18 protein-coding genes are annotated in these 19,143 nt (G+C 71.9%); 7 read left to right on the forward strand and 11 right to left on the reverse strand.

Annotation, left to right across the window (positions count from 1 at the left end; all coding sequences use genetic code 11):
• Positions 1–17: 17 nt before the first annotated feature.
• From CLT68_RS30230 to CLT68_RS30240, 3 genes are all read right to left on the reverse strand, one after another.
• A complete protein-coding gene (locus CLT68_RS30230) occupies positions 18–1,424 on the reverse strand; it encodes a class II 3-deoxy-7-phosphoheptulonate synthase (RefSeq protein ID WP_088949414.1) in 1,407 nt (468 codons plus the stop codon).
• Positions 1,425–1,511: 87 nt separating this feature from the next.
• Positions 1,512–2,027: a nuclear transport factor 2 family protein gene (locus CLT68_RS30235; RefSeq protein WP_099857805.1), complete on the reverse strand. Its 516-nt coding sequence runs from the start codon at positions 2,025–2,027 to the stop codon at positions 1,512–1,514.
• A 186-nt stretch (positions 2,028–2,213) separates the two neighbouring features.
• Positions 2,214–3,833, reverse strand: coding sequence for a glycosyl hydrolase family 18 protein (locus CLT68_RS30240; RefSeq protein ID WP_099856075.1), 1,620 nt, complete (start codon positions 3,831–3,833; stop codon positions 2,214–2,216).
• A gap of 168 nt (positions 3,834–4,001) precedes the next feature.
• On the opposite strand from CLT68_RS30240, the gene CLT68_RS30245 reads away from it, so the two are divergent.
• Positions 4,002–4,490 carry a glutathione peroxidase gene (locus CLT68_RS30245; RefSeq protein ID WP_099856077.1) on the forward strand — a complete coding sequence of 163 codons (489 nt, stop codon included), beginning with the start codon at positions 4,002–4,004 and terminating at the stop codon, positions 4,488–4,490.
• Between the two features lie 9 nt (positions 4,491–4,499).
• On the opposite strand, the gene CLT68_RS30250 is transcribed toward CLT68_RS30245, so the two are convergent.
• Positions 4,500–5,063: a GNAT family N-acetyltransferase gene (locus CLT68_RS30250; protein ID WP_099856079.1), complete on the reverse strand. Its 564-nt coding sequence runs from the start codon at positions 5,061–5,063 to the stop codon at positions 4,500–4,502.
• 411 nt (positions 5,064–5,474) lie between these two features.
• On the opposite strand from CLT68_RS30250, the gene CLT68_RS30255 reads away from it, so the two are divergent.
• Positions 5,475–6,149, forward strand: coding sequence for an NAD(P)-binding domain-containing protein (locus CLT68_RS30255; RefSeq protein WP_099856081.1), 675 nt, complete (start codon positions 5,475–5,477; stop codon positions 6,147–6,149).
• Positions 6,150–6,175: 26 nt separating this feature from the next.
• Here CLT68_RS30255 and CLT68_RS30260 read toward each other — a convergent pair whose 3' ends face one another.
• Complete coding sequence (locus CLT68_RS30260) at positions 6,176–7,777, reverse strand: glycosyltransferase 87 family protein (protein ID WP_099856083.1); 1,602 nt, start codon at positions 7,775–7,777, stop codon at positions 6,176–6,178.
• Between the two features lie 115 nt (positions 7,778–7,892).
• On the opposite strand from CLT68_RS30260, the gene CLT68_RS30265 reads away from it, so the two are divergent.
• The 3 genes from CLT68_RS30265 (at position 7,893) to CLT68_RS30275 (ending at position 10,337) form a co-directional block, all read left to right on the forward strand.
• On the forward strand, positions 7,893–8,564 hold the full coding sequence (locus CLT68_RS30265; RefSeq protein ID WP_099856085.1) for a methyltransferase domain-containing protein: 672 nt from the start codon (positions 7,893–7,895) through the stop codon (positions 8,562–8,564).
• A 262-nt stretch (positions 8,565–8,826) separates the two neighbouring features.
• Positions 8,827–9,696, forward strand: a complete 870-nt coding sequence (locus tag CLT68_RS30270) for a DUF4397 domain-containing protein (protein ID WP_099856087.1) — start codon at positions 8,827–8,829, stop codon at positions 9,694–9,696.
• The gene (locus tag CLT68_RS30275; RefSeq protein WP_328381716.1) at positions 9,693–10,337 is read left to right on the forward strand and encodes a class F sortase; all 645 of its coding nucleotides are present in this window, start codon (positions 9,693–9,695) and stop codon (positions 10,335–10,337) included. The genes CLT68_RS30270 and CLT68_RS30275 overlap by 4 nt, the downstream gene beginning before the upstream one ends.
• 102 nt (positions 10,338–10,439) lie before the next feature.
• Here the strand turns inward: CLT68_RS30275 and CLT68_RS30280 are convergent, their stop codons facing one another.
• From CLT68_RS30280 to CLT68_RS30300, 5 genes are all read right to left on the reverse strand, one after another.
• Positions 10,440–10,790, reverse strand: coding sequence for a DUF2203 domain-containing protein (locus CLT68_RS30280; RefSeq protein WP_088949422.1), 351 nt, complete (start codon positions 10,788–10,790; stop codon positions 10,440–10,442).
• 46 nt (positions 10,791–10,836) lie between these two features.
• Complete coding sequence (proC, locus tag CLT68_RS30285) at positions 10,837–11,655, reverse strand: pyrroline-5-carboxylate reductase (protein ID WP_088949423.1); 819 nt, start codon at positions 11,653–11,655, stop codon at positions 10,837–10,839.
• A 114-nt stretch (positions 11,656–11,769) separates the two neighbouring features.
• A complete protein-coding gene (locus tag CLT68_RS30290; protein WP_088949424.1) occupies positions 11,770–12,798 on the reverse strand; it encodes a 6-phosphofructokinase in 1,029 nt (342 codons plus the stop codon).
• Positions 12,799–12,956: 158 nt separating this feature from the next.
• Entirely contained in the window at positions 12,957–13,460 is a 504-nt protein-coding gene (locus tag CLT68_RS30295; RefSeq protein ID WP_099856089.1) for a pyridoxamine 5'-phosphate oxidase family protein, read from the reverse strand.
• Between the two features lie 78 nt (positions 13,461–13,538).
• On the reverse strand, positions 13,539–14,036 hold the full coding sequence (locus CLT68_RS30300; protein ID WP_088949426.1) for a polyadenylate-specific 3'-exoribonuclease AS: 498 nt from the start codon (positions 14,034–14,036) through the stop codon (positions 13,539–13,541).
• Positions 14,037–14,321: 285 nt separating this feature from the next.
• Here CLT68_RS30300 and CLT68_RS30305 point away from each other — a divergent pair, with 285 nt between their 5' ends.
• Positions 14,322–15,014: a Crp/Fnr family transcriptional regulator gene (locus CLT68_RS30305; RefSeq protein WP_007463121.1), complete on the forward strand. Its 693-nt coding sequence runs from the start codon at positions 14,322–14,324 to the stop codon at positions 15,012–15,014.
• A 72-nt stretch (positions 15,015–15,086) separates the two neighbouring features.
• On the opposite strand, the gene CLT68_RS30310 is transcribed toward CLT68_RS30305, so the two are convergent.
• Positions 15,087–15,284 carry a hypothetical protein gene (locus tag CLT68_RS30310; protein WP_088949427.1) on the reverse strand — a complete coding sequence of 66 codons (198 nt, stop codon included), beginning with the start codon at positions 15,282–15,284 and terminating at the stop codon, positions 15,087–15,089.
• Positions 15,285–15,350: 66 nt separating this feature from the next.
• Here CLT68_RS30310 and CLT68_RS30315 point away from each other — a divergent pair, with 66 nt between their 5' ends.
• Positions 15,351–18,974 (forward strand): ATP-binding protein, encoded by a 3,624-nt coding sequence (locus CLT68_RS30315; RefSeq protein ID WP_486482383.1) that lies wholly within the window; start codon positions 15,351–15,353, stop codon positions 18,972–18,974.
• The last annotated feature ends 169 nt before the right edge of the window (positions 18,975–19,143 follow it).

The raw sequence follows: 19,143 nt of genomic DNA on the forward strand, positions 1-19,143 counted from the left end.
CAAGCTCACTCCTCGCGTCAGCCACGGAGCATCTCCGCTACGAGGAACGCCAACTCCAACGACTGCTGGGTGTTCAGTCGCGGGTCGCAGGCGGTCTCGTACCGGTCGGGCAGGTCAAGGTCCTCGATGCCCTGGGCGCCGCCCAGGCACTCGGTGACGTCCTCACCGGTCAGCTCGACGTGCAGCCCACCCGGGTGGGTGTCCAGCCCCCGGTGCACCTCGAAGTAACCGAGCACCTCGTCGACGATGCGGTCGAAGTGCCGGGTCTTGTAGCCGTTGGACGACTCGTGCGTGTTGCCGTGCATCGGGTCGCACTGCCAGACCACCTTGGCGCCGGCGGCGGTGACCTTGGCGACGATCGGCGGCAGCGCGTCGCGTACCCGGTGGTTGCCCATCCGGCTGATCAGGGTGAGCCGGCCGGGGATGTTGTCCGGGTTGAGCTTCTCGCACAGCTCGATCGCCTCGTCCGGGGACGTGGTCGGGCCGAGCTTGACGCCGATCGGGTTGGCGATGCGGGAAATGAAGTCGATGTGCGCACCACTGATCTGCCGGGTGCGCTCGCCGATCCAGAGGAAGTGCCCGGAGAGCCCGTATGCCCGACGGTCGGAGACCCGGGTGAGCGCCCGGTCGTACTCCAGGGCCAGAGCCTCGTGGGAGCAGTAGAGCGTGACAGTACGCAGGGCCTCGTCGTCGGTCATCCCGCAGGCCCGGATGAACGCCAGCGCCCGGTCGATCTCCCGAGCGATCGCCTCGTAGCGCTCCCCCGCCGGGGAGTTCTTCACGAAGCCCTTGTTCCAGTCGTGCACCGCGTGCAGGTCGGCGAGCCCACCGGCGAGGTACGCCCGGAGCATGTTCATAGCCGCCGCCGAGTTGGCGTACGCCCGGATCATGCGCTGCGGGTCGGCGACCCGCGCGGCCGGGTCGGCCTCCAGCGAATTGATCATGTCGCCGCGGTACGCGGGCAGGCCGCGCGCGTCGGTGGGCAGCGAGCGGGGCTTGGTGTACTGCCCGGCCACCCGGGCGACCTTGACCACCGGCAGGGACGCGCCGTAGGTGAGCACGATCGCCATCTGGAGCAGTGTGCGGGCGTTGGCCAGCAGGTGGCTCTCGGTGTTGTCGACGAACGTCTCGGCGCAGTCACCGCCCTGGAGCAGGAACGCCTTGCCCTCGCAGACCAGGGCGAGCTTCTGCCGGAGCTGGTCCACCTCGTAGGGCGCGACGACCGACGGCACGGTGTCGAGGACCTTGCAGACCGCCGCGACGGCGGCCGGGTCGGACCATGGTGGGACCTGCTCGCGGGGCAGATCCCGCCATCGGTCCAGCCCGAGCGCGGCGTCCTCGGCGGAGTCGACGGTCGGTCGGCTGGTCTGCAGGCCCGGGCTGCTCACCGCGGGATGGCTCAGCTGATGCCACTCATGGCGCATGACAGAAAGCGTACGGCGACCGTCGGGGTGACCGGGCGGCGAGGGGGACGGTTCCGGCAGATGGGAGATCAACCCGCCCGGCGCCGGTCAGGACGCGGGGGTGGGGGCGACGCCGGTCGGTGGCGCTTTGGCACCCGGCGGGCCGGTGGGCGCCTCTCCGGCGATGCACCAGTCGCTGCCGTCGCGGGTCACGGTGAACACCAGCGGACGGGTGACGGTGCGCTTGCCGGCGGTGACCGAGACCGAGACGCTGACCTCCTGCCCGAGCGGACCGGACCGGATGTCCGTGATGGCCGCCTCCGGCACCTGGAAGTGGTCGGCGAAGTCACCGTTGGGCCCGGTGGCACCCAGGTCGAAGCCGTCGTGCAGGAGAGCGCAGAGCTGGCTGCGGCCGGCGGCGACGTCCTTCGCGGTCATCGCGTCGAGGTACGCCTGCACGCGCTCGCGGGAGCGGGCGGCGGCCTCCTCGGCGGGGGCCCGCGCGGGCTTGGGCGTGGGCTCGGCCTTGGTGTCGCCGCCGCCGATCCCGCAGCCGACCAGGGCGACCGGCAGCAGCACCAGCCCGGCGGCGGTTGCCGCCAGCCTGCGGTGGGTCGGGCGCATGACCACCTCCGTCGCCGGTGCCATCGAGATCGAGACGTGCCGAGCCGCGAGTCTGCCACATCGAGCTGGGTCAGCCCAATGACGGCGGCCCGGCCGACGCTGAACGCCGGCCGGGCCGTGGTGTCACGGGCGGGGAGGGACGGTGCGGGCCCCTCCCCGCCGTGTGGGTGTTGCGCCGGCATCGGCTCAGCCGAGACCGCCCTTGATGGCGCCGATGAGCTCGCCGTTGCTGGTGTCACCGGAGAGCTCCCAGAAGAACGCGCCACCGAGGCCCTGGTTGTTCGCGTACGTCATCTTGCCGTTGATGGTCGACGGGGTGTCGTAGCTCCACCAGTTGCTGCCGCACTTGGCGTATGCGGTGCCGGCGATCGTGCCGGTGGTCGGGCAGGTGTTCTTGAGGACCTTGTAGTCCTCGATGCCCGCCTCGTAGGTGCCCGGTGCCGCTCCGGTGGCGCTGCCACCCGGTGCGGCCTGGGTGACGCCGGTCCAGCCGCGACCGTAGAAGCCGATGCCGAGCAGCAGCTTGTTGGCCGGGACGCCCTTGCTCTTGAGCTTCTGGATCGCCGCGTCGGAGTTGAAGCCCTGCTGCGGGATGCCGGTGTACGAGGTGAGCGGGGAGTGCGGTGCCGTCGGACCCTGCGCGGCGAACGCCCCGAAGTAGTCGTAGGTCATCGGCATCAGCCAGTTGAGGTTGCCGATGGCCCCGGCGTAGTCGGTGGCGTCGATCTTGCCGCCGTTGCTGCCGTCCGCGGTGATGGCGGCGGTGACCAGAGCGCTGGACCCGAACTTCGACCGCAGCGCGCTGATCACGTTCTTGAACGCGTTCGGGCCGCTGGTGTCACAGGTCAGACCGCAGGCGTTCGGGTACTCCCAGTCGACGTCGATGCCGTCGAAGACGTCCGCCCAGCGCGGGTCCTCGACCAGGTTGTGGCAGCTCTCGGCGAACGCGGCCGGGTTCTGTGCGGCCTGGGTGAAGCCGCCGGACCAGGTCCAGCCGCCGAACGACCAGATCACCTTGAGGTGCGGGTTCATCTGCTTGAGCTTGCGCAGCTGGTTGAAGCTGCCCCGCAGCGGCTGGTCCCAGGTGTCGGCGACGCCGTCCACGCTGTCCGCCGCCGTGTACGCCTTCTCGTAGTCGGCGTAGCTGTCGCCGATGGAGCAGCGACCACCGGTGGTGTTGCCGAAGGCGTACAGAATGTGGGTCAGCTTGGCGGCGGAGCCGCTGGTCTGGATGTTCTTCACGTGGTAGTTGCGCCCGTAGACGCCCCACTCGGCGAAGTAGCCGACGACCTTCTTGCCACCGGGAGGCGGCGTGGTCGGCGGCGGCGTGGTGGGCGGGGGCGTGGTGGGTGGCGTCGTGGTCGGCGGCGTGGTGGTCGGGGGCGTGGTGGTCGGCGGGGGCGTTCCGCCGCCGCACGCGGCACCGTTGATGGTGCAGTTCAGCGGCGCCTTGTAGGCGCCGGTGCCGTTGTAGCCCCAGCTGAACGAGGCACCGGGCGCGATGCCGCCGGCCCAGCTCTTCTTGACCGCGACGTAGTGGTTGCCGCTGCTGGTGACGTCGGCGTCCCAGGCGCTGCTGATGGTGGTGCCCGACGGCAGGTCGAACTCGATGCGCCAGGTGCTGATGGCGGCACTTGATCCGTTGGTGACGGTCACCCTCGTCTCGTGACCGGTCCCCCAGTCCTGTGCCCTGGTGAACGTGGTGGTGACCGTGCCGGCGCCGAAGGCAGTCGTCACCGGTACCGCAGCGACGGTCACGGCGACCACGGCACCGGCCCAGAGGGCCCGGCGGAGCGATCTTTTCATGAGGCGTCTCCCGAACTGTTAGGAAACTTTCCAAAAGCGATGGTGAGACGGTACTCACGGCGTCATCACTTCGTCAAGATGTGCATGTTTCGATTTCCCCTGGTGCATGGAGTTCACCCGTCGGGCCCGCCCCCCGCCCGCTCGGCGCCCGGCGCGTAACCTCGGCCCATGACCGTCTTCGACATCCCGATCGACGCCCTCAACGGTGGACCCGCCGACCTGGCCCGCTACCGCGGCAAGGCGTTGCTGGTCGTCAACGTGGCCTCCCGCTGCGGCCTCACCCCGCAGTACGCCGGCCTCCAGACGCTCGCGGACACCTACGCCGACCGTGGCCTGGTGGTGCTCGGCGTGCCGTGCAACCAGTTCGCCGGGCAGGAGCCGGGCAGCGCCGCCGAGATCAGCGACTTCTGCCAGGTCAACTACGGGGTGACCTTCCCGCTGACCGAGAAGGTCGACGTCAACGGGCCCGACCGGCACCCGCTCTACGCCGCGCTGGTGGACACCCCGGACGCCGACGGGCACACCGGGGACGTCCGGTGGAACTTCGAGAAGTTCCTGGTGGCCCCGGACGGCACGGTCGCCGCCCGCTTCGCCCCCACCGTCGAGCCCGGTGCCGACGAGCTGGGTGCCGCCATCGACAAGGTCCTCCCCGCCTGACGGGGGTGATCAAGAGGTTTGCGTCAACCCGGGGTCATTTTCCGACGCAAACCTCTTGATCAACACCTCTGAGGGCGGCGCGAAGCACCACTGGGCTGCTTCCGCCACGCGCCGGTAGCCCAGGGCCTGGTAGATGTGATTGCTGGTCGGGTTCGCCAGATCGGTGTAGAGGGTGCAGGTCGTCGCGCCGGCGTCGAGCGCGTACCGGCTGACGTGCGCGACGCAGCCACTGGCGAAGCCGCGCCCTCGTTCCTCTGGTGGCGTGAAGACCCCGCTGACCCGGACCACCTCGGCGACCGGTCGACTCAACCAGGCCGTCGAGACCGGCCTGCCGGTCCACTCCCAGAGCCAGAGCAGGCCGTGCCGAAGCCGGGCGTCCACCTGCCCGGACAGGTCCACGGGTCGACGGCCGGGTGAGGTCTCCACGGCGAACGCGACCGCCCAGGACACCAGCAGGTCGCGGTCCGCCGCGGTCGCCGGTCGGGCATGTCCGGGCACACCGGTTGGCAGCCGGACCGCGTCCAGCGCAAAGATCCGCTGCGCGGTGCCGCGTACGGCCACAGGTTGGCGCATTCGGCGTACCGCTGCGCGAACTCCGCCACGGCCGGAACCGGGCCGTGCACCTCGACCAGCGGCGGCGCCGCCCCGACGAGGTGCTCGGCCAGCGTTCGCGCGGCCGCGACCGGCATCGCGGCGAGCAACGGCCCGCGCGGCGGAGTCCACACCATCGCGCCCACCGTCTCACCGCCGTCGACCACCCGCACGAACCGCTCGTCACCGGAGAGTGGCACGTCACCGGAGAGCCGGTCAGCGACGAGCGTGAGCAGTACGTTGTGCAGGACGGGCTCGCGGCGCAGCCAGGCGCCCGCCGTGACGGCGAAGGTCGCGAGGTCCTCGACGAGACAGCGCATGCCCGGCAGTCTGCGCAGCCGATCGACACCGGGCAACCGGAATGCCTCGCGGGTGGACGGAGTTGGATCAATCATGACAACTGTGGGACTGATCGGCAGTGGCAACATCGGCGGCACCCTGGCCCGGCTGGCGGTGGACGCCGGCTACGACGTGGTGCTGAGCAACTCGCGGGGCCCGGAGACGCTGAAGGACCTCGTCGACGAGCTGGGCCAGCACGCCAGCGCCGGCACGGCACAGGACGCGGCGCAGGTCGGCGACCTGGTGGTGGTCACCGTGCCGCTGAAGGCGTACCGCGCCGTGCCCGTCGAGCCGCTGGCCGGCAAGGTCGTCATCGACACCAACAACTACTACCCGCAGCGCGACGGGGCCTTCCCGGAGCTGGATTCGGGCGAGACCACCAGCAGCGAACTGCTCCAGCGGCACCTGCCGGACTCACGGGTGGTCAAGGTCTTCAACAACATCTACTACAAGGGCCTGGCCGAGCTTCCCCGCCCGTCCGGTGCGGCCGACCGCAGCGCCATCGCCATCGCCGGCGACGACGCCGCCGCGAAGGCCGAGGTGACCGCCTTCCTGGACCGGATCGGCTACGACGCGGTGGACGTGGGCCCGTTGGCCGAGGGGTGGCGCTACCAGCCGGACACCCCGGCGTACGGCGTGCTCTACTCCGCCACGCCGACAGACTGGGAGCACCCGGCACCGGGTGACGCCGAGAAGCTGCGCGCTGCCCTGGCCGCCGCGACCCGCTGAGCTACGCCGCCGCCCTCCCCGATCACCTACCGGGTGGTCGCACGGAGGGCGGCGGCGAGTTCCTCGTCGTAGCTGGCGATCGGCTGACCGTCCGAGGCGTACGCGACGAGCCGCCCCTGCGCCATGTTCGCCGAGCGGAACGAGAACGTCCGGCTACCCGGGTACGCGTCGAGCAGCGGGATGGCCCGGGGCGCCCCGCCGGGCGCGGAGAAGTATTCCAGGCGTGTCACCTGCGGGGAGACCACGCCGTTGACCCGAACCTTGGTCTTCTCGGCGCGGGTGCCGAAGGTGACCGGCGCGTCGGTGCCGTAGGCGGCACACTCGACCGGACCACGGCACACGAAGAAGTATCGCGGGTTGACCACGTCATCGAGGGCGTACGCCTTGAAGGTGGGGTCCGCCCCGGCGGGCAGCGGCTGCACGGCGAAGAACGCGACCGCCACCGTTGCCGTGACACCCACCCGCAGCCAACCCCGCCCGCCGGCAGGCCGGCGAGCCGTTCGGGTGGCGGCGACCGCGACGCCGCCGAAGCCGACCAGGCACAGCAGGCACACCCCGATCGCGCGGGCGTTCTCGAAGAGGAACTGCACGCCCGGCCGTGCCGACACCGGGCTGAGGACCGCACCCAACGAGACGACCATGGCGGCGAGCAGCGCCACGCCGGCGGCGCGCTGGGCGACGCCGGACGCGCCGATCAGCAGCATCGCGGCGAGCACCGGCCACACCTGGTGGTGGGTCCAGGACACCGGGGACGCGGCGACGGTCGCGCAGCCGACCAGCACGGCCGCGTGCCCCGGGCGGCCCTCCACCGTCAACTGCCGGGCCCGCAGCAGCGCCGCCGCGCACACGAGCGCCACCAGACCGGCCCAGAGCAGGGGCAGTGTCGCCTCGTCGACGCCGACGCGCAGCAACATCCCGTGCACTGACTGATTGCCCAGCGAGGCGAGGTTGCCGATCCGCGAGGTCTGCCGCACGGCCTCGGTCCAGTACGTCCAGCTCTCCCCCGGCAACACCACCGCTGCGAGAGCCGCGCAGGCCAGGAAGGTCGCCACCGCGCGCCCGGCGTCGCGATAGCGGCCCGTGGCGACGAAGTAGACCACGAACAGCAGCGGCGTCAGCTTGATCGCCGCGGCGACCCCCACCAACATCCCGCGCAGCCGAGGCGGGACGACGCCCATCCCGTCGAGCAGGGCCATCAGCACGATGAAGATGCTGACCTGACCGAAGCGCAGGTTGCTCTGCACCGGCGCGGACAGCATCAGCACCGTGGCGGCCACCGCCACCACGAGCGGTCGCCGGGACTGCCGGGTGGTCAGCGCGACACCGACAGCACCGGCGACGGCGACGACCGCCGCGCACGTCGCCACCAGCCAGATCCCCTGGAGTACGCCCTCACTCACGGCGGTGATCGGACCCAGCACGAGTGCCGCGAACGGCGGGTACGTGAATGGCCCACCGTTGGCCGCCTTGAACTCGTACAGGGGGCGACCGGCGTGCAGATCGGACAGTGCACCGTAGTAGATGTGCAGGTCCGAGAGGCGGTCATCGCGGCGCAGCACGAGCACGCAGGACACCAGCGCGACGACGACGAAGGCCGTCCACACCAGCGCCACCCGGCGATCCCGCATCGATCGAGGATAAGGGAGCACGCCCGTCCGCGGCGGCCCGTGTGGCAGACGCCGGCACGTCTGCCCGTGGAAGAACGGGCACGGCGTGGGCGTCTCCGATTCCTAGCATCGACGGATGGGAACGACGAGCACACCGGCGTACGACGCCCACGCGGACTGGTACGAGGGCTTCATCTCGGGCGGGGGTGACTATCTCCGCCGGGTGCACGCCACAGTGGAGGACCTGCTCGGCCCAGGCGACGGTGTCTGCCTCGACGTCTGCTGCGGCACCGGTGCGCACGCGACCGTACCCGCAGGTCTGGGTTGGACGCCGATGGGCGTGGACCTGTCCGGAGGGCAGTTGCGGCACGCGAGCGGGCGGTTGCCGGTGACGCGGGGCGACGCGACCGCCCTGCCGTTCGTCGACGCGTCGCTGCCAGCCGCGATGTGCGTGCTGGCCAGCACCGACATGCCCGACTACCCGGCCATGCTGCGCGAGGTCGCCCGGGTGCTGCGCCCCGGCGGTCGCTTCGTGCACGTGGGCGTGCACCCGTGCTTCGTGGGCGCGTTCGCCGACTGGGGTCGGCATCCGAGCGTCATCGTCGACGGGCGATACGCCGACCGGTCGCGCAGCTTCGACAGTTGGAACACCAGCGGCGTCCGGGTACGGGTCGGCGCCTGGCACCTCCCTCTCGCCGACCTGGTCAACGCGACAGTGGCGGCTGGTCTCCGGCTGCTCCGGGTCGCCGAGGCAGGCCCAGGAGGAGTCCCCGACCTGTTGGGCCTCCTCGCTGTCCGAGAGGGGTGACGACAGGTCGCCCCCCGCGCGCCCACGTCGAAGAGCCAAGATCCGCGCAGGTTCGGGGAAGTTGCTGCCTCAGCACGGAACGAGGCAGCAGTTTCGCCCAAGTTGCGCGGATCGTGCGCGGGGGTGCGGGGCGGGGGCGGCGGCGGGACAGCGACGGGGACACGTCGAGAAACATCTCGTCGCAACTTGCGTTGCAGTCCCGCGCACGGGACCCTGTTCTCTGGGTTGCCGCCCGCTCACCGAAAGTGCTTCCGGAGGCGACATGTACACGCTCCGTACCCTTCCCCGCCGGCTGTTGGCCGGCTCCGGCGCGCTCCTGATCACCACCGCTCTCGCTGCCACCGGCGTCCCGGTTCCCGCCGGTGCCGCGACCGGCACGGGCACCGTCGGCTACGTCCGGCTGGCCCACCTCTCCCCCGACACCCCCGCCGTCGACGTCTACCTGGCCGCGCCGGACTCCACGAAACCCCGGGTCTTCCCCGGGGTCGGCTACGGCGTGGTCTCCGACTACCTGGAACTCGCACCCGGGCGGTACGCGGTGGCGATGCGCGAGGCCGGCGCCCCCGCCAGCGATCCCCCGGTGCTCACCACCGAGGTCGCGGTGGCCAGCGGCGACGCGTACACGGTGGCCGGTGTCGGCCGACACGCGGACCTGGGGCTGCGGGTGCTCAACGACGACCTCAGCGCCCCCACGCAGGGCCGCGCCAAGGTGCGCGTCGTGCAGGCTTCCGTGCGTACCCCCGTGCTGGACGTGGCCGCCGCCGACGGCCCGATGATCGCCGACGGTGTGCAGTTCGCGACCACGACCGCATACCAGCAGGTCGACCCGGGCAGTTGGCGCCTGCGGCTGACGGGTGCCGGTGGGCCGAGCACCGACGCCGAGGTGCGGCTCGTCGGCGGGGCGGTCTACTCACTGCTGGTGCTCGACGCGAAGCAGGGCGGGCTGACCGCCGAGCTGCGCCGCGACGCCGAGGGCGGCACCGTCGTTCCCGCCGGCGGGGTGGACACCGGCGCTGGCGGCACCGCCAGGACCGGCCTCGGGGCGTACCCCCTGGTGGCCGGCGGGTTGGCCGCGGCGGCCGTCGCGGTGGTCCTGCTGATGTGGCGCCGGCGGCGGCGCACCACCTGGTGACCACCGGGCCCGACCCGTCGATCCGGCGGCACCGCGACCGCCGGGTGCCGCTGGTCGGGCTGGTCGCGGCCGGCGCGGCGGTCTGCCTGGCCGCCGGCACCGGGGTCGGGCTGGCCACCACCGGCCCGGCGCCCCCGGCCGCGACCTGGCACCCCGGCTGCACCGACGACTGCCCGTCGGTGGCCGCCGCGCCCACGGCACAGGGTCCACCCACGCGGGTACGCGTACCGCGCATCGGCGTCGACTCCACGCTCACGGTGCTGGGCCTCGACCGCAGCGGTGCACTTGTCCCGCCAACCGACTTCGACACCGCCGGCTGGTACGGCGGCGGCCCGGCCCCCGGCGACACCGGCCCCGCCGTACTCGCCGGCCATCTGGACTCGCGGCGCGGCCCGGCGGTCTTCGCCCGGCTCGACGAACTGCGGCCCGGCGACCGGGTCGACGTGTGGCGCGGCGGGCAACGGCTGTCGTTCCGGGTGACCGGGTCGATCCGTGCGCGCAAGGACCAGTTCCCGACCGCCGCGGTCTACGGGCCGACGCCCGGCGCGGAGCTGCGGCTGGTCACCTGCGGAGGTGACTTCGACCGGCGCAGCAGGCACTACCGGGACAACATCGTGGTTTTCGCGGTGACCGAAGCTTGATCGACTCGGGTTCAAGGAGATCGGGGTGTCCACTCCACCCCGACACCCCGGCTTTCAGGGTCCCGAGTCGATCAAGCGCGAGGCGGGACGGGACGGGGTGGGTCAGAGGGGGCGGCGGCCAGCGAAGCCGCACTCGGCCCGGTGGTACCAGCGCACGTCGGAGTCGCCCTCCAGCCAGCACCAGAGCACGGCGCGGCCGGCGCGCTCGCCGGGGAAGTCGAGCAGCACCGGAGCGATGCCCTTGACCTGGATGTCGTGCTGGTGCAGCTCGTCGACGACGGCGTGCAGCCGGGCCTCCAGCCCCTTGACCTCGGCCAGCCCGCCGAGCGCGCTGACGCCGTGGTCGGCCAGGTCGGCGCGCAGCTCGGCCAGGTCGGCCCGGACCCGGATCAGCTCGTTGACGCGCGGCTGGAGGGTGGCCACCAGGTGCCGGGCCTGGGCAAGTGTGAACACCGCGCCAGTATGCGCCACGCCCGGCTCCCGGACGGGCCCGGAATGCTCAGTCGGCCTGTGCCGCCAGCTCGCGGGCACGATCGCGGGCAGCTTCCAGTGCGGCGAGCATCGCGGCGCGTACGCCGTGCTTCTCCAACTCGCGGATCGCGGAGATGGTGGTGCCGGCCGGTGAGGTGACCGCCTCGCGCAGCTTGACCGGGTGCTCGCCCGAGTCGCGCAGCATCACCGCGGAACCGATCGCGGTCTGCACGATCAGCTCGTGGGCGACCTGCCGGGGCAGGCCGAGCAGGATGCCGGCGTCGATCATGGCCTCGACCAGCAGGTAGAAGTAGGCCGGGCCGGAGCCGGAGAGCGCGGTGACCGCGTCCTGCTGCGACTCGGGCACCCGGATCGTCTGGCCGAGGGGCTTGAACATCTCCTCGGCCAACGCCAGGTGCGCCCCGGTGGCGTACGCGCCGGCCGAGATCGCGGTCATCGCCTCGTCGACCAGGGCCGGGGTGTTGGTCATCACGCGGACCACGGGGGTGCCGTCGGGCAGCCGACGGTTGAAGAAGCTGGTGGGCAGGCCGGCGCAGAGCGAGATGACGAGCTTGTCGGCCGGCACCTTGGGGCCGATCTCGTCGAGCAGCGCGGCGGCGTCCTGTGGCTTCACCGAGACCGCGAGCACCGCTGCCTCGTCCACCGCCGTGAGGTTGTCGACGACCCGTACGCCGTAGCGGGCGGTCAGCTCCTCGGCGCGGGCCGGTCTGCGGGCGGTTGCCAGCAGCCGGTCCACCGGCCATCCCGAGCGCAGCAGCCCGGAGAGCATCAGCTCACCGATCTTGCCCGCGCCGATCACCGCGACCGTGTGCACCCCGGCTGACATCTCGGCCGTACCCCTCTCGCGTCGGGTCGCGGCACGGCGGATCCGCAGGTCTGCCGCGCCGCATCGGGTCGCGGCGCGACGGACCCGCAGGCCCGCCGCGCCGCCTACCGTCGATCAGCTACCGAAGAACACCTCAGCCTCGGCGTACCGCTCCAGCGGCACGGTCTTCAGCTCGCGGGTGGCCTCGGCGAGGGGCACCCGGACGATGTCGGTGCTCTGCATCGCGACCATCTTGCCCCAGTCGCCGTCGTTGACCGCGTCGATGGCCTGCAGGCCGAGGCGGGTGGCGAGCACCCGGTCGAAGGCGGTCGGGGTGCCACCGCGCTGGATGTGGCCCAGCACCACGGTGCGGGCCTCCTTGCCGGTCTTGGCCTCCAGCTGCTCGGCGAGCCACTGGCCGATGCCGCCGAGGCGGACGTGACCGAACGAGTCCAGTTCCTGGTTGGCGAGGACCATCTGGCCGTCCAGCGGCTGTGCGCCCTCGGCGACGACCACGATGGGGGCGTACTGGTGCTGGAAGCGCTTCTCGACGTAGCCGGCCACCTGCTCCACGTCGAACTGCCGCTCGGGCAGCAGGATCACGTTGGCGCCGCCGGCCAGACCGGCGTGCAGGGCGATCCAGCCGGCGTGCCGGCCCATCACCTCGACGACCAGGGTGCGGTGGTGGCTCTCCGCGGTGGTGTGCAGGCGGTCGATGGCCTCCATCGCGATGTTGACAGCGGTGTCGAAGCCGAAGGTGTAGTCGGTGGCACCGAGGTCGTTGTCGATGGTCTTCGGCACGCCGACCACGTGCACGCCCAGCTCGTAGAGCTTGGTGGCCACGCCGAGGGTGTCCTCGCCGCCGATCGCGATGAGCGCGTCCACGCCCTGGGCGGCAAGGTTGTCCTTGATCCGCTCGACGCCGTTCTCGATCTTGAACGGGTTGGTCCGGGACGAGCCGAGGATGGTGCCGCCGCGGGGCAGGATGCCGCGGACGTCCGCGATGTCCAGGGGGCGGGACAGACCCTCCAGGGGGCCCTTCCAGCCGTCCCGGAAGCCCACGAACTCGTGACCGTACGTGGCGACACCCTTGCGGACCACCGCCCGGATGACCGCGTTGAGACCTGGGCAGTCGCCGCCGCCGGTGAGCACGCCGATACGCATGATCCGTCATCCTCCTGGAGCATCAGGTAAAGCCCGATATGCCCCAGGGTATGTGTCAGGTCAGACCATCGGCGCCGTTGCCGGCCCGGGGCGGGCCGTCACTGCGAACTGTAGTCGGCGTGCCGGTGCGACGACAGCGCGCCCCGGGGCAACGCGGCTCAGAAGGTCACCTCGTGGTTCTCCCCGGCGTTCGGCGGCTGGCCGGTGACCGCCGCCTTCGCGTAGCCGAAGAGATTGACCACGGTGCTGCTCGGCGAGTCCCAGTACTCGGCCGAGCTGGCGTGCACCTTGATCAACGTGAGACCGGGGGTCTCCAGCCCGTCGGGAAACCACGCCTTGAGCAGCGGGTTCCACAGCTGCTCGGCCCGGGCCCGGTCGAACCCCTCGGTGGCGGTCCCGGAGATCGACACCCAGGCGTTGTGCTTCTGGTCGGAGAAGGCGACGTTGACCTCCGGGTTCACCCGGATCTGACGGATCTTGGCCGAGTCGGCGTCTGCGAAGAACCAGAGGTCGCCGTCGAACTCGGCCTCCTGGAGCCCCATCGGCCGGCTCACCTGTCGCCCGTCCAGGGCGATCGTGGTGAGCATGCAGATCCGCGCGGCCCGGGCCAGCTCGGTGACCCGGGCGCGGGCCTCGACGGCGTTGGTCGGCTCGTTGCTCATGGCACTCTCCTCCGCTTCGATTCGTCGAACCGATGCCCGGGACAGAACCGGTCAAACCTACGACGGTACGACCGGCGTTCAGCGGGTCGTCATCGCCCGCCAGCGGGCCAGATTGTGCCGGGCGTCGACGAGAGCGTCATGCCGGGCCGCGTCCGCCTCGGGCAGGGCCGGACGGCCACGGTCGTCCCAGAGCTGCCGCAGCTCCTTGGTGTAGCGGGGGATCTCCCGGGGCAGCGCCGGCATCGCACCCCAGAGCTGCGCGAGCACCACATGGTCGTACGCGGCGAACCAGGCCCACAGCTCCAACTGCTCGCCCGGCCGGTCCCGAATCGGTTCGACCAGGAAGTCGTACAGGTCGTCGCGGATGCGCTCGCGCGACCGCCAGGCCCGGTCCGCCGGGGAGGGCAGCTTGTCCAGCACGTTGCGCCGGACCCAGGGCACGGCGCGGGAGTCGTCGAACTCGGTGGAGACCGCGTAGAACTCGCGGCCGTACTCGTCGACGACACCGATCGAGACGAGGTCGACGGTGGTGCCGTCCTCGATGAACTCGCAGTCGTAGAAGTAGCGGTAGACCATTCCGGCCATCCTCGCCCACTGCCGCGGGGCCGCGTCCGGCGGGGGTCCGCCCCGGCGCTGGCGGTCACGCGGGCGCCGAGGCCGGACCGGCAGCTCCAAAACGGGTACGCCGCAGCTCGCGACGGTCACGGAAGTGCTTCGAGGGGTGTACAGCAAGCGACCGGACCGTCATGATCTGATGTGTACCGCTACCGGACGCCGAATCGGTGTCAGTTCACCTTGTCAGGGCCATCAGGTTCACCCGGTGAGCGAGTTTGTGGTCCATGACCGGGGAGGGGTTGGGCCGTGGAGATGCGCCTGCCGGAGCCGGGTGACGCGCTCACGGGTGTCGAGATGTTCGCCGGGTTGGAGCCTGAGGTACGGCAGCGTGTCATCGCCGCCGCCGTCCCACGCACCTACCGCAAAGGCCAACTGCTCTTCGTGGAGAACGACCCCGGCGAATCACTGATCGTGCTGCGCCGCGGCGCGGTGGCCGTCTTTCGGACCGCGCCCACCGGCGAGCGGGCCGTCTTGTCGGTCATCCGACCACCGGACGTGCTCGGCGAGGTTTCCCTGCTCGACGCGTCCACCCGGTCCGCCTCGGCGGAGGCCATTGAGGACTGCGCCGCGCTGGCGCTCTCCCGGGGCGCGTTCATGGAGTTGGTGCACTCCAACCCTCGCATCCTCGACGCGGTGATGCGCTCGCTGGGCGGGCTGATCCGCCGGCTCACCGAGCAGAACGCCGACCACGTCTTCCTCGACCTGCCCGGTCGGGTGGCCAAGACGCTGGTCCGGTTGGCCGGCGAGAGCCAGGCACCGATGATCACGATCGAGCTCAACCAGAGTCAGCTGGCCGAGATGGCCGGCGGTTCCCGGCAGAGCGTCAACCAGGCGATCGGCTCGTTCGCCAGCCGCGGCTGGCTGCGTACGGAGGGCCGCCGGATCGTGGTGACCGATGTGGCCGCGTTGCGTCGCCGCGCCGGCATGAACGACCGCTGACACCTCACGAGCAGCACGAAACGGCCGGGTCACCCGTGGGAGACCCGGCCGTTCGGCGTCATCAGCGTGGGGTCACACCCCGGAGCTGCCCGGCCCGGCCCACTTGTCCGGGCCCTTGCCGTCGCCACCCGGGCCGTGGGACTGCTCGCTGACGATCCCCTCGGCCTGCAGCGTGGCGAGCGTGGCGGCGTCGACGTCCACCGAGTCACCTGCGGAGTGGCTGACCCCGTTGCCGTCGGTCCAGTCGCTCTCCAGCTTGACGTACACCATTGACCTGTCCCCCTCTGGTCCCTGATCGATATCTGGCCGCCTGAATCTAGTCGGTCAGCACCCTCGGTGACTGTCCACAAGCCAACAGGCCGGTACCTGACAGCGGCCGACGGGGGCGATAATCCCGGTCAGGGGACGCGCCATCGGCGTCGACCCGTTGACCTCTGGGGGGATGTCATCGCCGCGCAGTGTGGACGCTGTGGACGCACGGCCGCCGACGGGGACCGCTTCTGCGGCGGCTGCGGCGCCGAGCTGGGCGCGGTGTGCCCGCACTGCCTGCGCCCCCTCGCCTCGGACGTCACGTTCTGCACGTCCTGCGGGTCGCCCCGACCGGGCGCGGACCGACCGGCCGTGGTCACCCCGCAGGAGGACCGCCGCCGGGTGAGCGTGCTCTTCGTGGACCTGATCGACTTCACGCCGTACGTCGAGCGCGCCGACCCGGAGCAGGTCCGTGGGATGCAGACCGGGTTCTTCTCCGCCGCCCGTCGGGTGGTCGGTCAGTACGGCGGGGTGGTGGAGAAGTACATCGGGGACGCGGTGATGGCGCTCTTCGGTGCCCCGATCGCCACCGAGACCGACGCGCTGCGCTGCGTGCGGGCCGGTCTGGAGCTGCAACGGGTGCTCACCCGGTTCGCGCCGACCGGCAGCACCGAGTTGCGGTTCCGGGTCGGGGTGGCCACCGGCGAGGCGCTTGTCGACGTGGCCGCCGCGCGCGACGGCGGGCAGGCCATCGTGGCCGGCGACGTGGTCAACACCGCCTCCCGGATGCAGTCGGTCGCGCCACCCGGAGGGGTGCTGGTCTGCGGCACCACCCACGCGCTCACCAAGGACGCGATCCGCTACGAGGAGCAGCCCCCGGTCACCCTGCGCGGGCGGTCGTCACCGACCGAGGTGTGGCTCGCGCTGTCCCCGCTGCGTCGCCAACCCACCGACCGGGAGCCGGACACCACACCGCTGGTCGACCGGGAACACGAGCTGGGGATGCTCGTCAACGCCCTGCACCGGTCGCTGCGCGACCGGCGACCGCAGGTGGTCACCATCTTCGGCCGGGCCGGCATCGGCAAGAGCCGCCTGCTGCGGGAGCTCTACCGGCACACCGGCCGGCTGGTCGACGAGCCGCTGACCTGGCGCACCGGGCGCTGCCCGCCGTTCGGGGAGAACGTCACCTTCGCGGCGCTCGCCGACATCGTGAAGTCCGAGGCCGGCATCCTCGACACCGACCCGGCGGGCAGCGCCGCGCAGCGGTTGGCCGCCGCCGTGGGCGAGCTGATCGGCCCGGGCGAACGGGACCGGGTGGTGGACGCGCTGCGCCCGCTGGTCGGGCTGCCCGGCACACCGCTGCCGGCCGAGGAGGCGGAGTCGGCGTGGCGTCGCTTCCTGCTGGCGCTGGCCACCCGGCGTCCCACAGTGCTGGTCTTCGAGGACCTGCACTGGGCCGACGACGCGATGCTGCGTTTCGTGGAGCTGCTCGGGGCCGCGGCCCGCGACGTGCCGCTGCTGCTGCTCTGCACCGCCCGCCCGGAGCTGGTCGACAGGGACCCGAGCTGGGCCGGGACGATCACCGGCTCGGTGACCATCACCCTGCCGCCACTGCGCGACACCGGCATCGCCGCCCTGTACGCGCACCTGTTCGGCCAGGCGGCCTTCTCCGCCGACATGCTGACCCCGCTGATCGAGGTGGCCGGCGGCAACCCGCTCTACGCGCACGAGTACGTCCGGATGCTGATCGAGCAGGGGGCGCTGCGTCAGTCGGGGCGGGGGTGGTCGCTGGACAAGCAGCTTGAGCTGACCATGCCGGAGAGCGTGCACGCGGTGATCGCCAACCGGGTGGACCTGCTGGACGCCAACGACCGCGCGGTGCTGCTGGCCGCATCGGTGGTCGGGGTGCAGTTCTGGCCCGGCGCGGTCGCCGCCGCGCTCGGGCAACAGGTCGAGTCGGTCGAGCGGTCGCTGCGCCGACTCGAACAGCGCGACTTCGTGCACGAGCAGGCCGCGTCGACGATGGCCGGGCAGGCGGAGTTCCGGTTCCGCCACGTGCTGGTCCGCGACGTCTGCTACCAGCGGTTGCCGCGCACCGAACGGGTGGCCCGGCACGAACGGGCCGCCGACTGGCTCGACGCGCTGTCGCACTCCCGCGACACGGACCTGGCCGAGGTGCTCGCCCACCACCGCTGGGCGGCGCACGAGATCGCCCGCTCGCTGGGCATGCAGGTGCGGCGCTACGCCGGCCCGGCGCGGCAGGCGCTGCACCGGGCGGCCCGACGGGCGTACGCGCTGCACGGGTTGGACGCGGCGGCCAGCCACGCGGGCCGGGCACTCGGCCTGGCCGACGACAGCGACCCGGTGGGCCGACTCCAGTTGGAGCTGCTCAGCACGGAGATCTCGTTCTACCGGGACGGTAACGCGTTCCTCTCCGGCGGCGGCGCGGAGCAGGTGCACACGCTCGCCGACCGGCTGCTGTCGCACGGCGACAACGCCTGTGCCGCCCGGGCGTGGACGCTGCTCGGCCAAGCCGCCTGGCTGCGGGCCGACCGCAGCGACGCGTTGGCTTGCCTGGACCGCGCGGTGGAGTTGTTCGAGCCACTACCGGACACCCCGCAGAAGGCGGACGCGTACGCCGAGGTGGGCCGGCTGCACATGCTCAACTACGAGCGGGACCCGGCCGTCGCGGCGGCGGACACGGCGGCGGAGATCGCCGAGCGGTTGGGCCTGACCGAGACCCGCACCAACGCCCGGATCACCGCGGCCACCGCCCGCTACCAGTCCGGGGACCGGGTCGGGCTGGACGAGCTGCACGCGATCGTCGAGTTCGCCCGCGCCGGTCAACTGCTGGCGCTGCCCCGGGCCACCCAGAACCTCGCCTGGGCGATCCGGGAGGAGGGCGACTGGCTGCGGTCCGACGCCCTGCTCTCGGCCGCGCCGGCGCGGACCGCCAGCGGTCAAACCCTGACGACCAGTTATTCGGCGGAGGCGATGCGCGCCTGGTTCGACGGCGACTTCGGCCGGCTCCTCGCGGCGGCGGAGGCATTCGTGGACACGCCCACCGGGAGCTGGGACATGCAGGTGCGCGGGTTGCGCTGCTGTCTGCTGGTGCTGCGCGACGACGAGGATCCGGACGACCTGACCGACGCGTTGGACACCGCGCGGCGCAGCGGGTTCCACCGGCTGCTCTGGACGATGCTGAGCATGGCCGCGTTGTGTCGAGCGTTGCAGGGGCGCGACGACGAGGCGGCGAAGCTGATCGAGGAGCTGGACGGACGCTGGTCGGCGGTGCCGGCCCTGGCCAGCGGCGAGTGGATCGCCGCTGCCGCGTACGCCGCAGCGCTGAGCGGTCGGGACGCGGCGGTGCGGGTCCGGACGATGCTGGGCCGGGTCGGGCACCGCACGCCCTGGTCGGAGGCGGCCCTGCGGACCGTGACGGCGGCCCTGGCCGCGGCGGACGGTGACCACCGACGCTCCGCCGAGCTGCACCTGGCCGCCGCCGAGACCTACGGGCGGATCCCCGACGTCAGCGACCGGCTGTTGGCGCTCGCGCTCGCGGCGGCGGAGCTGACCCGCGCCGGCGATCCGGCGGGCGCACGGACGATCCGCGCGGAGGTACGCACCTTCGCGCTGCGCAACGACGCCCCCGGCCTGCTCGCCCTGGCCGGTCGGCCGATCAGCCCGACCGGGCCGGCGGTGGCGTGCTGAGCCACGGACAGAGGATCACGTACGTCACCGTCGACCACCGCACGCACCACCCGAATCGCCATCAGAACAGATCGCACTTGTCGCGCAAGAACGGACAAAGGAGCCCTGCCGTGACCTGCGGCAGCAGCCGTGACTTTGGAAGACGCGACACAACGCACTCCCGGAACCA

It is taken from the genome of Micromonospora sp. CNZ299 (assembly GCF_002754415.1).